Here is a 15284-nt window from a genome sequence, read left to right on the forward strand (position 1 = left end):
AGAAGAAGTAACGATATGTGAGGGCTCAAATTATGAATGGGATTTAAACGGTGAAACCTATTCTGTCTCAGATAGTCCGGTTATGATTAACTTAGAAGACAGCAATGGCTGTGAATATAAAGCTACTCTTATTATTAATGAAGAAGTATGTGGGGGAGGAAGTTGTGAAACAGCTTTTGCTAGATATGAAAATGATAATACATGTTTCATAGATGATGGTTTCCAGAGATGGGGTTGGACTAATTTATTTTCGACTAATAATGGCAGTTATACTTTAGACTTTTATGCCGGAGCTGGGCAATGCGTAATTAATGCTGATAGAAAATGGGGTGAAGTTCAGGTTGAGTTTAACAATGGAATGGCTAAAGTTACAGTTAATATGGATAATGGGTATGTATTAAATGTAGCACAGATGTATATAGGTGGGGAAAAGTATCCAACGAAAGGTAATGGTATGCCAACTGTAGCCCCAGGGCAATACCCATACAATTCAGGTGAATTGAACGAAGTAAGTTCATATGAGTTTGAGGAAGTTGATGTTAGTACTTTAGATAATGTTTATATCATTGTTCATGGTGATGTATGTGAAGGGCAAAGCCAAACTAATAGTATTCAGAATACGAAACTAAATGGTCTAGCTTCTTTTAAGACTTTTCAGAAACCATTTACTAAAACTATTACCATGGAACTGAATATGCCATATTCCAGTCATATTGATGTTGATTTTATGGATTTGTCTGGCAGAGTAATTAACAGTTCTATGACGAGAAACTTAACTAAAGGAAAGCATATGATGCATTTTGAAACTAATAACCTGGCATCGGAAGTTCATATTTTGAAAGTAAGAACGGATCGAGAAGTGATAATTAAGAAAGTTATTATTTTTAAATAGTTATTCAGGGGGAACTTTCCTTAAATAAAACTTCCCCCTTTCGGGGGAAGCTTCAACCATAAAGGTTTAGTTTGGAAAGATTCGGGACTTCAAAGATGCGGCCTAATTCCCTCTGAAAAAATTAATAGTTGTCAAGTGTCCTTTTTTGTATGGTAAGGGAGTCGCTTTTGATGTGTCATCGATGAACGGTAATTTGCTTTTAAAAAAGAAATGCCGTTGGTATCGACCAACGGCATTTATTAGTAATATTTACCTTACAAAAACTATGATTTCTATAAGTTTTTAGTGCAATACATCAATTACCTCTTGTGGTAATAGTACTTTGTCAATTATATGTACTATGCCGTTACTAGCTAAATTATCAGCACCAGTTACATTAGCGTCAATATGAGTCTTGTCTCTTATTGCCACTCCATGATTCAAGATTGCAAAAACAGATTCCCCTTGAAGAGTTTGTATTTCTTGGTGATCAGATAAATCTGTAGATGCCACTGCAACTCCGTTAACCACATGATAGGTTAAAATTTTAGCTAAAAGTTCTTTCTCAAAATCTGTATCGAAATCTTCAAGACTGTTAAAAGAATCTCCTAAGCTGTCCAATAAGTTAGCAAAGGCTTTATTTGTTGGTGCAAAAACGGTAAATGGTCCTTCACCACTTAAAGCTTCTACCAATCCAGCATCAGCTTGAATTAATGCGTCAACTAAAATGCTTAAATCATCAACCGATTGAGCCAGCTCAACAATATTTGGTGTTGATGGGAAAAGAATATCTAAAACCTCTTGTGGTAATAGCACTTTGTTGATAACATGAACTACACCGTTGCTGGCAGCAACATCAGGGATTATTACCAGTGCATCTGAATCAGTAGCATCTTTCACGAATACGCCACCATTTAAGTTGATAGTTATGTTTTCTCCTTGAACGGTTTGAATGGTTTGTCCGTCAGATAAGTCCGTTGAGAAAGCTTCTGTTCCTGCCACTACATGATAGGTCAACACTTGAATAAGAATATCAATTTCTGCTTGGGTATCAAAGTCTGAAAGACTGTTGAACTCATCTCCAAGAATATCTAACAGACCTGCAAATGCCTCATTGGTTGGGGCAAATACAGTAAATGGTCCATCACTACTCAACGTTTCAACCAATCCTGCGTTAGCAGCAATTAAAGCATCTACTAGTAAGCTTAGGTCATCCGTTGCAATTGCAGTTTCTACAATGTTCATCATATTAAGAGCAGCAACAAAATCTAATGCTTCTTGAGGTAATAGCACTTTATTAATGACGTGAACTACCCCATTACTAGCATCTACATCTGGTATCACAACTGTAGCATTGTTATCAGTTGCATCAACCACATGAACAGTTCCATCTTTCAAATTAATACGCACTGAAGCACCATTTACAGTTTCGATAGATTGTCCATCAGATAAATCCGTTGAAAAAGCTTCTGTTCCCGCAACCACATGATAGGTCAATATTTTTACTAATAAATCAAGTTCCTCATCAGTATCAAAGTCAGCTAATGAGTTGTAATCATCGCCTAAAACATCTAATAGACTTATAAAAGCTTCATTTGTCGGGGCAAATACCGTAAATGGTCCATCACCACTTAAAGTTTCAACTAGTCCAGCGTTAGCAGCAACTAGAGCGTCAACCAATAAACTCAAATCGTCCGTGGCAATTGCGGTCTCCACAATGTTCATCATGTTTAGTTCGGTAACAAAGTCTATTGCTTCTTGCGGTAACAATACTTTATTAATGACATGTACGACACCATTACTGGCATCAACATCAGGAATTACAACCTGTGCTGGAGCTTCAGAAGCATCACCTATAAATACACCACCGTCAAGACTAATAGAGACATTGGCACCGTTTACCGTTCCGATTTGTTGTCCATCAGATAAGTCTGTAGAGAAAGCTTTTGTACCCGCAACTACATGATAGGTCAATATTTTAATCAATAGGTCTAATTCTTCTTGTGTGTCAAAATCGGCTAAAGAATTATAATCATCACCAAGAACATCCAATAACGAAACAAATGCATCATTCGTTGGAGCAAAGACCGTAAATGGGCCTTCACTGCTTAAGGTTTCCACCAATCCTGCATTAGCGGCTATCAGAGCATCTACTAATAGACTTAAATCGTCTGTTGCGATGGCAGTTTCAACAATATTCATCATGTTAAGTTCTGCTACAAAATCAAGAGCCTCTTGTGGCAACAATACTTTATTGATGACATGCACCACACCGTTACTTGCATCTACATCAGGAATTATAACCTGTGCCGTGCTTTCAGAAGCATCATCAATGAATACACCGCCATCAAGACTGACAGTAACATTGGCTCCATTTACGGTTCCGATTTGTTGTCCATCAGATAGATCTGTAGAGAAAGCTTCAGTTCCGGCAATAACATGATAGGTTAGTATTTTGACCAATAAGTCTAATTCTTCTTGTGTATCGAAATCAGCTAGGGAAGTGTAGTCTTCACCTAAAACGTCCAACAAGGCAACAAAGGCGTCATTAGTTGGCGCAAAGACCGTAAATGGGCCCTCTCCGCTTAATGTTTCAACCAATCCTGCATTTGCAGCAGCTAAAGCATCTACCAATAGACTTAAATCGTCAGTTGCGATTGCAAGCTCAACAATGTTTTTCATTTCAAGAGTCGCCACAAAGTCAATTGCAGATTGTGGAAGAAGCACTTTGTCAATTACATGAGCAACACCATTCGTTGCAATCACATCGGTTAAAGCTATATTAGCATTAACTTCAGAGGCATCTCCTATCACAAAAGTCTCGGCCTCTGCAATTACCTCGATTGAATTTTCAGCTAAAGCTGTACCTACAGTTCCGGCAGCTAAATCAGCCTCTAAAACTTGAGCGGGCACTACATGATATAACAGAATGTCTCTTAGTAATGCAATTTCTTCATCTGTATCGAAATCTTCTAAAGAACTGTAGTCACTTCCTAAAGCCATCAATAATCCCATAAAAGCATCATCGGTTGGTGCAAAAACTGTAAAAGGACCTTCACTTTTTAGAGTATCAACCAAGCCTGCCTTTATAACAGCGGCCTCTAATGAAGACAAAGTCTCAGTGGCAATAACAACATCAACCAAATCTTGAGCATTTAACGCATCTAGAACAGCTTGCGGAACTAAAACTTTATTAATCACGTGAACAATACCGTTTGAGGTGGCCACATCCGGAATTATTACTTCAGAATCGTTAATGAATACTCCACCGTCTAATGAAACAGTTACCTTTTCTGATTGTACCGTAGTTATTTCTTGACCATCTGAAAGGTCATCTGAAGCAACCGCTGCTCCGACAACTACATGATATTTTAAAATGTCAGCAAGGAGAGCTTTCTCTTCTTCAGTATCAAAATCTGATAGAGAATCAAAGCCATCTAAGCCAGAAAGTAGTTCAGTAAAAGCTTCATTGGTTGGAGCAAATACAGTAAATGGACCTTCACCGCTTAAAGTTCCAACAAGGTCAGAATTTTCATTTTCATCAGCCTTAATTAAGGCAGCCACCAAAGAACTTAAATCGTCTGTACCTTGGGCAGTCTCTACAATATTTGTTGAAGAAGTTTGGTTTTCTAATACATTTTGGTCGTCATCTTTATTACATGAAAGGACGAAAAGGGTCATTGCAATAAGCAATAAGAAATTTTTGAGTTGTAAAAAATGTTTCATTTTAATATAGTTTTTAGGGTGTTAATTGAAAATTCAATCAGTTTAAAAACTAAGGATCGTAGTGTTCTGCTACGACCCTTAGGTAATTTAGTTAGAGGTATTTGGAATCATTACTTTGTTCAATACGTGAATGACACCATTGTTTGCTTGAACATCGACAACTACAATACCGATAACGGTATTACCAGACCCATCAGTTACGTCAGCAATGTTATCTCCTGTTCCAGGTAAGGAAATTGTAATCGCATCGCCTTCTAAGGTGTTAGGCGAGGTGTCACCAGGGTTCGTTAAATCACTTGAACGCACGTTACCAGGCGTTACTACATGATGTTGAAGTACACTGGTTAAAAGTGCTTCATCAATATCAGAAACACTATTCCAATCCATATTACTATCCAATAAGGCTTGAAAAGCATCAGCTGTTGGTGCGAATACTGTAAAAGGTCCTTCTCCATTAAGTATGCTGACAAAGTCAGTTGCCGGAGTTCCTTCAGTTAGTGCTGCTACTAAAGGTTCGAATGTAGCATCTGCTACTGCAAAAGTGGTCACTGTTGGTAAATCTATTACACTGCTGACAGCATGAACAACGCCGTTCGTGGCCACAATGTCTGCAAGAGCCACTTGACTTGAACCATTGATTACTACTCCATCATCTGTTGAAATATATTGACTTAGATTGTCACCGTCTGCGTTTGTCGCAGCAGTAGTTACGTACATATTCATTAAGTCATCTGAGAATGCGGCAGTACCAGGTATTACATGATAAGACAAAACAGCGTTGATGTCATTATCATTTGGATTTGTAAACGCACTAAATGCCGTATCAACTGGTGCGAATACAGTAAAATCTGTATCAGTACTTGATAATAAGTCTGTAAATGTCGTATTACCATCAGCCGTTAACGCACTAACAAGAGAAGTTAAGCTTCCGTTGGCCACGGCGTGGTCTACAATATTTGGTAAACCAATCACACTATTTACAATATGTACTACGCCATTATCGGCTTCTACATCTGGTGTGATTACAGTTGCAACACCGTTAATTATAACGCCAGAATTAGTATTGATATACATGCTTAAATTTCTTCCGCCTGCACCTGCAGTAGACAGACTAGAAACGTAACCTGTAGATAGATTTGTTGATAAATTTGTTCCACTTACAACATGATTTAATAGTACTTGAGTTAGTATATCGTCAGGTATATCTGATAAAGAGCTAAAATTATTTGCAGTCAAGAATGCAGCAAAAGCTTCATTAGTGGGTGCAAAAACTGTAAACGGGCCATCTCCTTGTAATGTTTCAACAAGATTTGCGGCAGTTAAAGCTTCTACTAAAATACTTAGGTCAGCTGTATCTACAGCTAAATCAACTATAGTTGTAGTTTCCACCATTGGAGGGTCTACCGTTTCATTATCGTCATCGGAACACGAGATGAATAGAAACATAACAAGTAGGGTACTGAGTTTGAAAAAATTTGATACGACTTTCATAATAAGGTTTTAATTAATTGTTTAACAAAAAAATAGAATGTTTGAACTTTATTTTGTTTGATAATCAGCTTGTTAAAAGTTTTTTATTGGTAAACAACTGATAATCAATATTCTATTTATTACGACAAGAAGATAGTTTGTTGAAGAAATGGTTGCTTTTGTTAAACAGTATTTAATAAATGTTTAACATTTATTAATAAAGTTGAAACAATAATAATTTCATTTAAACCTTTTTAGATAATTGATTTTCAAGGTTTAGTGTTTTGAATTTTCTCTTAGAATGAATTTTCTCGAATTTTAATAATTATAAATTCTTTGGCATTTTGTTAAGGAATTAAACAAAAGCAAGACAAAGGCTATTTTGTATTTTTGTAAGACAGTTTTTAAAGAAGTGAAAAAGAAAGTAGTTGTTGGTTTATCGGGAGGAGTAGATTCAAGCGTAACTGCATATTTGTTAAAAGAGCAAGGCTATGAAGTTATTGGTCTTTTTATGAAGAATTGGCACGACGATTCTGTTACAATTTCTGATGAATGTCCTTGGTTAGAAGATAGCAACGATGCTCTCATTGTTGCTGAAAAGCTTGGTATTCCATTTCAAACAGTTGATTTAAGTGTCGAATATAAAGAGCGAATTGTCGATTATATGTTTGATGAATATGAAAAAGGGCGTACGCCAAACCCTGATGTGCTCTGCAATCGTGAAATCAAGTTTGATGTTTTCTTAAAAATTGCATTGGATTTAGGTGCTGACTTTGTAGCCACTGGTCATTATTGTAGAAAAGGAATTATTAAAAATTCTGATGGTAGTGAAACTTATCAATTACTTTCTGGGGCTGATGAAAACAAAGATCAATCTTATTTTCTCTGTCAACTATCTCAAGAACAGCTCGCTAAAACATTATTTCCTATCGGGGAGCTTCTAAAACCTGAGGTTCGTGAAATAGCAGCGGAAAACAATTTGATTACAGCTGATAAAAAAGACTCACAAGGTCTTTGTTTCATAGGCAAGGTGCGATTACCAGATTTTCTACAACAGAAATTGAAGCCTAAGAAAGGTGTTATTGTTGAGATACCATCAGATGCACCACACTATCAAAATGGACAAGTTAATTTCTCAGAAAAGCTCTTAGAGTTAAAACATTATGCTGAAAAACCCGTGTATGATGTAGATGATGGAAAGGTAGTTGGAGAACATCAAGGGGCTCATTATTTTACAACAGGACAACGAAAAGGTTTAGATGTTGGTGGTACTCCAGAACCTTTGTTTGTAATAGAGACTGATGTTAAAAGTAATGTAATTTATACCGGGCAAGGCAAATCACATCCTGGTTTATATCGTCGAACACTGTTTATTCACGATGTTGAATTACATTGGGTACGAAAAGACTTAGAACTAGGCTTAGATGAATCACTGGAGGTCAATGCAAGAATTAGATATCGTCAATCTTTACAAAGAGCAAAACTTTATAGAGTTGAAGGGGGAGCGTACCTTGATTTTGAAGAAAAACAATCTGCAATAACCGAGGGCCAATTTGCTGCTTGGTATGTTGCTGACGAATTGATTGGTTCAGGAGTAATATCTTAGTACAATGCAAAATCAAATCATAAAACTTTTCGGAATACAATACCCTATTATTCAAGGTGGAATGATTTGGGCCAGTGGTTGGCGCTTAGCCTCGGCAGTATCTAATGCTGGCGGTTTAGGAGTCATAGGAGCTGGAAGTATGTACCCTGAGGTTTTAATTGAACATATCAAAAAATGTAAGCAAGCCACAAAGAAACCTTTTGCAGTAAATATTCCAATGCTATACCCCGATATAGATAAATTGATGGATATTATTATCAGTGAAGATGTAAAGATTGTCTTCACTTCTGCAGGAAATCCCAAAACTTGGACTTCATTTTTGAAGGAAAAAGGAATAACGGTTGTGCATGTGGTGAGCAGTATAAAATTTGCTTTAAAGGCACAGGAGGCTGGAGTTGATGCGATCGTAGCTGAGGGTTTTGAGGCTGGAGGACACAACGGGCGTGATGAAACGACAACTTTGGTCTTGATACCTGCTGTAAAAGAAAAGATTAATGTCCCATTAATAGCCGCGGGAGGAATAGCCACAGGAAAACAAATGTTGGCTGTTATGGTTTTGGGTGCCGATGGGGTGCAGGTAGGTAGCAGATTTGTTGCCAGCGAAGAAGCTTCTTCACATCAGTCTTTTAAAGATGAGGTGGTTAAAGCTAAAGAAGGTAGTACTCATTTAACATTGAAAGAATTGGCACCAGTTAGATTATTGAAAAATAAGTTCTATCAAGATGTTCAGGAAGCTTACCTTCAAGGAGCTTCTATAGAAGACCTTAAAAAGGTTTTGGGACGAGCTAGAGCTAAAAAAGGGATGTTTGAGGGTGATTTAGATGAAGGTGAACTAGAAATAGGTCAAGTTTCCGCCATTATACATGAAATAAAACCCGCTGCTGAAATTATAAAGGAGCTAGTAGAAGATTTTGAGAAATCTAAAAGTGATTTCAAAAACTTATAGCTATCCTGTAAAAGCTTTTTATTTTTTAAGTGTAATTCATCGAATTCTCTTTCAACTTTAATTTGCTTTTATACCTTTGCCGAAACATGAAAAAACTAATCTCCACCTTGGTGTTTTTATTCTTTTTAAACTCTGTTTGCGCTCAGGTAGATAGAGATAAAGTCTTGCATTATATTGGTGGAAATCTTTACGGCCTTGCAGGCGCTGGAATTGCTAAACAAATTTCTAAAGGAGATCGTTGGTGGACCTTTGCTGGGGCAATCGGGGGTAGTACTTTAATAGGATTAGGTAAAGAAGCGGTAGACGCTAGTCAAAGAGAAGACGGTTGGGATAATGAAGATTTGTTAGCCACAATTTTGGGGGGAGCAACTGTAGGAATCGTCATTGATATTGCTGGTGGTAAAAAAAGGAAGCGACTAAAAGAAAAAGCTGCAAAATCAAGCGTCTTTTTGGATAAACCATGGCCTGACAAATCAATTGTTTTTTTTAATGATTTGGAACGGCTGCCTACACTAACAGAATTAGCTATGCCAAAAAGTCTCATACTTCAAAAGTATTAAAGTAGCCCTCTTGCTTTAATTTCTAAATATTTGTTGATAGTATTAATAGTAAGGTTTTCTGGTCTTGTTAAGATGGTTTGAATTCCATATTGCTGCAAAGCCTTTTGCATCAGTCTTTTTTCCATTGAAAATTTTTCCGCAATTGTTTTATGGTAGATTGCTTGAAGGTCTTCTGCATCATTCTTAATGAGGTCTTCCAACTCGGTATTCTCGAAAAAAATAACGACGAGAACATGTTTTTTGGCAATAGCATTCAAATAGGGTAATTGTCGTTGTAAAGCTGAGATATGCTCAAAATTAGTGTAGAGTAGAATAAGACTTCTGTGGTTTACTTTTCTCTTTAAATGTGCGTATAGCAAGCCATAATCAGAGTCGGTAAAGGCTGTTTTAATATTGTATAATTTTTCAAGAATCGTATTTAAATGCGTAATTTTTTGAATGGCTGGGACAAAACTTTCTATTTGTTTTGAAAATGAAATCATACCCGTTTTATCATTCCGTTTTAAAGCCACATTTGAAAAGGCCAAAGTTGAATTTATAGCATAATCGAGCAATTTTAATCCATTAAACGGCAATTTCATTACACGACCTGTGTCAATAATAGAGTATATGGGTTGTGATTTTTCATCTTGATATTGATTAACCATTAATTGGTTCTTTTTTGCAGTCGCTTTCCAATTAATGGTTCTAATGTCGTCTCCTTCAATATATTCTTTAATTTGTTCAAACTCTTGAGTATGACCAATTCTTCTAATTTTTTTTAGACCTAATTGTGTTAAGTTATTACTGGTTGCTAAAAAATCGTACTGCTGCATTTGAATAATCGATGGGTAAACGGGTACCATTTGATCTCTTTGAAAACGGTATCGGCGTTTAACTAATTGCAACTGTGAGGAAGCAAAAATATTAAGGTTGCCAAAAATATATTCTCCCCGGTCAACGGGTCTTAGGGAATAGATATGTTGGTATTGCTGATTCTTGATTAAGACTTTAGTATGAAGAAAATCTCGTTTTTGAAATTGTTGGGGAAGCTCATCAATAACATCGATTCTTGTTTTAAAAGGATACTTTGAGGTTACTTTTACTTTTAGTTCATTAAAATCACTATTTGAAAGTTTTCTTGGTAATTCTCTCACGGCTGTAATTGCATTACCATTGCCATACATCAAATAGCAGTCGAGCAGAAAAAGTGTAATTAGCACATAAAATAATAGCCATGAGATTGGGTATAACCATTCTACCCAAAAAGAAAGCACAAAGCTAGCCGCTAGACCAGCTATATACCAGAAAAAGGTATTATGAATATAGAATGATTTGAAAAAGGAAATCATTAACGCGGAATTTCAACTGATTCTGAAATCATTTTAATAACACTTTCTGTTGTCATACCTTCCATCTCGCGTTCTGGAGTTAGTATAACTCTGTGATTCAAGATAGGGACTAATGCTTTCTTTACATCTTCCGGGGTAACAAAGTCTCTACCTTTAATAGCTGCAAAGGCCTTAGCACAATGCATGGCAGCAATTGATGCTCTCGGGGAAGCCCCTAAATACAAATGAGGGTGATTTCTCGTTTTTGCAATTATTTCAGCGATATATTTAAAAAGTTTCTCTTCAACGATTACCTCATGAATAATATTTTTAAACTCTGTAAGCTTTTTAGGAAGTAAAACTGGTTTAATGTCATCTGCAGGATTATTCGACTTACGCTCATGATGAGTTTGAATAATTTGAACCTCTTCATCTACTGATGGATAATCAACTTTTATTTTAAATAAAAACCGGTCAAGTTGAGCTTCTGGCAACGCATAGGTGCCTTCTTGTTCAATTGGATTTTGGGTGGCTAAAACCATAAATGGTGAGGCCATTTTATAAGTTTTTCCATCAACAGTCGCTTGCCTTTCTTCCATTGTTTCAAAGAGAGCCGCTTGTGTTTTTGCTGGTGCTCTATTGATTTCATCAATAAGAATTATGTTAGAAAAGATAGGTCCTTTCTTATATTCAAATTCAGATTCTTTGACATTAAAAACTGATGTCCCAAGAATATCACTGGGCATTAAATCTGGAGTAAACTGAATTCTACTAAAGTTAGTTTTAAGCGTTTTAGCAAATAACTTGGCAGTAATCGTTTTTGCAATACCCGGTACTCCTTCAATCAAAACATGACCATCAACAAATAAAGAGACTATCAACAGCTCAATAAAATTGTGCTGACCTACAATAACTTTTGACAATTCATCACTTATAGCTGTTACACTATTTTTCAGTTCCTCAAGTGGAATTCTATTGTCAAAATTCAAATTATTATTTTCCATTTGCTCTTGCTTTAAAAGTTTCTATTTTTTTACTCAAAGTTTGTAATTGCGAATTATTAAGTACAGATTGACTTTCTATATACCGAATATATTTAAACAAAGATTTTATTTCTTCTTTAGTGTGATAACTTCGAGAGGCCAAACTGGTAAAAAAATGTTCATCAAACTCATTAGTTTTCAGATAAAAGTTAGTCCTCAAATAATCTAAAAAATTAGCGATTTGATGTTTGGTTATTTCTTTTTGTTGTCCTGTCTCATAGTACATGTCGGCAATGGTCCGTGTGAAGGCTAAGGTTTGATTTTTTAAAGGTTGTATCACGGCAATTGGACGTTGCTTTCTTTTTCCTTCAAAAATCACATAAATCAAACAACCAATAAGTGCGATATAATAAGCCCATTTTAACTCCTTTGTATTCAAAAAAATATACATTGGCGAGGTGTAAAAAGACTTACCTGATTTATGATGATTGTCTACAAATATTTTATTTGTAGGTTTTAAATAGGATAGCAACCCTGCGGTATAGCTCTTATTCTCATCTTTGAGAATGAAATAGTTTGTAAAAGCCTTAGGGAATGTGGAGAGAATAATAGTGCCTTGTCCAAAAGATTGCTTGATAACGTTTACTTTTTTATCGATAATTTCAAGGCTATCTAATTTGGTGTGAACTTCACCAAGAACAACAGTTTTTAAAGTGTCAATTTTGTCAAAGACCATTGCGTAGTAATCTTTATCAAAAGAAACTTTAGTAGATTTTAGTTTTGGATTAACTAATTGGTGTTGAAAATTTGGATTGATATCAGAGCTATTGTAGAGGCTTGTTTGTTCAAGATTTAATGTGTCTAAAAGCTTATATTCAAAACCTTCAGAAGCAATAAATAGCGTATTCCCTTTTGAAGCCCAATCTAAAAGAATATTTAATTCAGTTTCTCCTAAATCTATTTTATCATTAATCAAAAGATAAGTGCCCTCAACCTCTTTGTTTTGATTTATAAATGTGAAGGGAGTTTCATAAACTTGCTCTAATTGATTTTTAAAATTAGTAGTCAAAATTTCATTAACTACCAAAGTGCCATATGGGATTTTGTGCTGTGCAACGAAGGACGTAAACCAATTAATTTTCTTTGGCTTATTGTATTGCATTAACAAGATAAGTCCCACGGTAATGACTGCAATAACAATGTAAACACCTCCTTTTTTAGTCATTATTACTTACAGTTTTTTTAAACGTATTAAAAACTTCAGAAGCTCTTTCGTAATCATTTTCTTTGATATGAAACCCCCCATACCAAACATAATCATAAAGTAACGTAGCTTTTGCAAACTGTAATTTGAGATCTGAGTTTTTTAACTCACTCAAATAGTCGTCATTAGTTTTTTGAACCTGCCAGGTAATTAACTCCTTATCACTTAAAAGTTTTAGTAAATACAAATAGTAGTATCTGATAGCCAGGCGAAAGTCTTTTTTTGCAATGGCATCTTTTATAAGTTGCTGGATATCTTCAGATTGAAGAATTTTTTCTTCTTCAGATAGCGAAACCAAATTTGCATTTTGTTGGGCTTGTATTAATGCCCTTGTGTTTGCATTGATAAAAAACTTTATAATCAAATATAACAAGAGGCCTAATAAAATATAAGGCACTATTCGAAGGAAAATGGCTAAATACCCTACGGCCTTTTCTGCCCCAAATAGCCATTCAAAAAAACTGCGAAACAGGTTATAAAACCAATTTTTCACTCCTTCCCACCATTCGTTTTTTTCTTCGATTACTTCATAGTTGAATTTTTTATCGTCACGATATTTTTGTAAATCTTCCTCTGAGATTTCAACAATTTCAATATCAGACTCATCAAATTGTACTTTTTCGCTATCAGACTGAGCTAGCCCCAAATTAAAAAAACATAAAAGAAGTAATAAAATGAACTTTTTGAACATGAATTAGTTGGTTTGTTTACCCAAATTTTCAATTGTTTCAAAAGTGCCAGTAAAATTCTTCCTCTCGTTTAAATTGAAATAAATAAATGTTATTGAAACTAATAAAATAATGTTCATTAAAAATTGTATAATCTGACTTATTAAATTTAAAATCAAATAAATAGGGTCAGAAAAAATATTCATGTTTTCCGCGTCTACTTCCCCTGAAAAAATACCCATCTTTGCCCATGTATAAATGATTGTGGGTAAACTAAATGCTAAACTTGCAATGTATATGATAATATAAATTACAAATAATGTAGCAAAGGTTATCCACCAGTTTTCTTTTACTAAGCTAAAACTCTCGGAGTAGGCATCCGAGACGTTTTTTTTCTGAAAAATTAAAATTGCAAAGGAAACAGATAAGCAAACGCCTAAATAGATACCAGGAATTAAACAAAAAATAATACCTGCCATAATAGAGAGCCCAACTAAAAATCCTAGTCCTATTAAAGACCAAAAGTTAGCATAAACTCCTTTTTTAATATCCTCAAAAAAAATCTTGCCTTTGTTTTCAGTATAAGACCTGATGTAACATAAAACCGTACCGTGTGAAACAACATAGGCCATGATTGAACTAACAAACAAAGCTAGACCAGCGAGAATCATAATTATTGGTGAAAAAATTTGATTATCAGCTTGAAGGGTAGTAATATTCATGATATCTCCTACTGTGTATATATAAAAGCCTGAAGAAATCAACATTATTAAAATGTATGGGCCAACTATCTTTAATAGTGTTCCAAAAAATGGTTTGAATTCACTTCTAATGAAGGCAAAGGTATCAGAAAGAATTTCACCTAGTTCTCGCTGTTTTTTAAATTCTATATAATTAACTGTTTGCATATAATGGTTTTTTGTTTAGTTGATATGGATATATAATGTAATAAAATACGATTAAACTTAAGGAACTTAATATGATTAGAATGGCTAACCAATCTGGCATTTCGGTATGTCTAGTTACAAAGCCTTCTAAAAAACCGGCGATTATGAAAAATGGAATTGTACTTACCATAATTTTCAAACCATTTTTTACACCTCTTTTAAATGATTCTAATCGGGAATAAGTGCCAGGAAAAAGAATTCCGTTTGCTAAAACCAATCCTGCGCAACCCGCAATTATAATTACTGAGATTTCTATAGTGCCATGTATCCAAATTGTTCTCACAGATTCCCAAAGTAAACCTTTATCATAAAAGAAGTACTGAAAACTACCTAACATAATACCGTTTCTAAGCATTATAAACAAAGTGCCTACCCCAAGAAATATTCCAAAGGCAAAAGCAAAAACAGCCACTTTAATATTGTTTATAGTTATCCCTAAAAACATATTAAATTCGCCTTGCTGTTTATAAACCGCCATCGGGTCATTGTTTTCAATGTTCTCAAGAGTCATATTTACATAACCATCGCCCAAGATTGACCGAACAAAATCACCTTCATTAGCAGAAGAGAAAGCTCCGACAATGGTAAAAAAAGTAAAAACTAAAAAAGCAATAAGTAGTTCTTTACGATGCTGAAAAAACATGAGAGGAAACTCTGTTTTCCAAAAACTTACAATACGGTTCTTTGATTCGCGTTTAGTCTTATAAATTTTTTGATGTGCTTTTGAAGCAAGCGAGTTTAAATAAAATTGAGTGTTACTGCCTTCATAAAAAGTTTTGGCATAGCTTAAATGGTCAGTAATTTCAATATAAAGACTTGAAAGTTCATCTGGTTCTAATTGCCCTTGACCATTAAGGGCATTTTCGAAAGTGACCCATTTGTCCTTATTTTGTTTTACAAAAGCTGCCTCTCGCATTAAATTTGCGCGTTTAC

12 protein-coding genes are annotated in these 15284 nt (G+C 35.0%); 4 read left to right on the plus strand and 8 right to left on the minus strand.

The genetic code is table 11. The features are described from left to right. Positions 1-892: T9SS type A sorting domain-containing protein (locus RM520_RS12975; protein ID WP_311388287.1), on the plus strand; the 892-nt coding region annotated here is incomplete at its 5' end. A 282-nt stretch (positions 893-1174) separates the two neighbouring features. Here the strand turns inward: RM520_RS12975 and RM520_RS12980 are convergent. Continuing rightward, positions 1175-4597: a fasciclin domain-containing protein gene (locus RM520_RS12980; RefSeq protein WP_311388288.1), complete on the minus strand. Its 3423-nt coding sequence runs from the start codon at positions 4595-4597 to the stop codon at positions 1175-1177. Positions 4598-4684: 87 nt separating this feature from the next. Next, positions 4685-6088, minus strand: coding sequence for a fasciclin domain-containing protein (locus RM520_RS12985; protein ID WP_311388289.1), 1404 nt, complete (start codon positions 6086-6088; stop codon positions 4685-4687). 361 nt (positions 6089-6449) lie between these two features. Between RM520_RS12985 and mnmA the strand changes: the two genes are divergently transcribed. The 3 genes from mnmA (at position 6450) to RM520_RS13000 (ending at position 9179) form a co-directional block, all read left to right on the plus strand. Then, positions 6450-7673, plus strand: a complete 1224-nt coding sequence (mnmA, locus tag RM520_RS12990; protein WP_311388290.1) for a tRNA 2-thiouridine(34) synthase MnmA — start codon at positions 6450-6452, stop codon at positions 7671-7673. 4 nt (positions 7674-7677) lie between these two features. After that, positions 7678-8619 carry an NAD(P)H-dependent flavin oxidoreductase gene (locus tag RM520_RS12995; RefSeq protein ID WP_311388291.1) on the plus strand — a complete coding sequence of 314 codons (942 nt, stop codon included), beginning with the start codon at positions 7678-7680 and terminating at the stop codon, positions 8617-8619. A gap of 86 nt (positions 8620-8705) precedes the next feature. Then, positions 8706-9179 (plus strand): hypothetical protein, encoded by a 474-nt coding sequence (locus RM520_RS13000; protein WP_311386280.1) that lies wholly within the window; start codon positions 8706-8708, stop codon positions 9177-9179. Here the strand turns inward: RM520_RS13000 and RM520_RS13005 are convergent. From RM520_RS13005 to RM520_RS13030, 6 genes are read right to left on the minus strand one after another with little or no spacing between them, the layout of a single operon-like run. After that, positions 9176-10507, minus strand: coding sequence for a DUF58 domain-containing protein (locus RM520_RS13005; RefSeq protein ID WP_311388364.1), 1332 nt, complete (start codon positions 10505-10507; stop codon positions 9176-9178). The genes RM520_RS13000 and RM520_RS13005 overlap by 4 nt on opposite strands. A gap of 2 nt (positions 10508-10509) precedes the next feature. After that, positions 10510-11493 (minus strand): AAA family ATPase, encoded by a 984-nt coding sequence (locus tag RM520_RS13010; RefSeq protein ID WP_311388292.1) that lies wholly within the window; start codon positions 11491-11493, stop codon positions 10510-10512. After that, on the minus strand, positions 11483-12697 hold the full coding sequence (locus RM520_RS13015; protein WP_311388293.1) for a DUF4350 domain-containing protein: 1215 nt from the start codon (positions 12695-12697) through the stop codon (positions 11483-11485). The genes RM520_RS13010 and RM520_RS13015 overlap by 11 nt, the downstream gene beginning before the upstream one ends. After that, positions 12690-13427 (minus strand): DUF4129 domain-containing protein, encoded by a 738-nt coding sequence (locus tag RM520_RS13020; RefSeq protein ID WP_311386283.1) that lies wholly within the window; start codon positions 13425-13427, stop codon positions 12690-12692. The genes RM520_RS13015 and RM520_RS13020 overlap by 8 nt, the downstream gene beginning before the upstream one ends. Before the next feature lie 3 nt (positions 13428-13430). Further along, positions 13431-14312: a hypothetical protein gene (locus tag RM520_RS13025; protein ID WP_311386284.1), complete on the minus strand. Its 882-nt coding sequence runs from the start codon at positions 14310-14312 to the stop codon at positions 13431-13433. Then, entirely contained in the window at positions 14299-15267 is a 969-nt protein-coding gene (locus tag RM520_RS13030; RefSeq protein WP_311388294.1) for a stage II sporulation protein M, read from the minus strand. The genes RM520_RS13025 and RM520_RS13030 overlap by 14 nt, the downstream gene beginning before the upstream one ends. Positions 15268-15284 lie beyond the last annotated feature (17 nt).

It is taken from the genome of Croceitalea vernalis, assembly GCF_031846405.1.
In the GTDB taxonomy this organism is placed as follows: Bacteria; Bacteroidota; Bacteroidia; order Flavobacteriales; family Flavobacteriaceae; genus Croceitalea; species Croceitalea vernalis.

Excerpts from the sequence above, each read along its gene's own strand:
- RM520_RS12980 (WP_311388288.1), bottom strand. The coding sequence starts at position 4,597 with ATGAAACATTTTTTACAACTCAAAAATTTCTTATTGCTTATTGCAATG.
- RM520_RS12985 (WP_311388289.1), bottom strand. The coding sequence starts at position 6,088 with ATGAAAGTCGTATCAAATTTTTTCAAACTCAGTACCCTACTTGTTATG.
- RM520_RS12995 (WP_311388291.1), top strand. The coding sequence starts at position 7,678 with ATGCAAAATCAAATCATAAAACTTTTCGGAATACAATACCCTATTATT.
- RM520_RS13000 (WP_311386280.1), top strand. The coding sequence starts at position 8,706 with ATGAAAAAACTAATCTCCACCTTGGTGTTTTTATTCTTTTTAAACTCT.
- RM520_RS13010 (WP_311388292.1), bottom strand. The coding sequence starts at position 11,493 with ATGGAAAATAATAATTTGAATTTTGACAATAGAATTCCACTTGAGGAA.
- RM520_RS13015 (WP_311388293.1), bottom strand. The coding sequence starts at position 12,697 with ATGACTAAAAAAGGAGGTGTTTACATTGTTATTGCAGTCATTACCGTG.
- RM520_RS13020 (WP_311386283.1), bottom strand. The coding sequence starts at position 13,427 with ATGTTCAAAAAGTTCATTTTATTACTTCTTTTATGTTTTTTTAATTTG.
- RM520_RS13025 (WP_311386284.1), bottom strand. The coding sequence starts at position 14,312 with ATGCAAACAGTTAATTATATAGAATTTAAAAAACAGCGAGAACTAGGT.
- RM520_RS13030 (WP_311388294.1), bottom strand. The coding sequence starts at position 15,267 with ATGCGAGAGGCAGCTTTTGTAAAACAAAATAAGGACAAATGGGTCACT.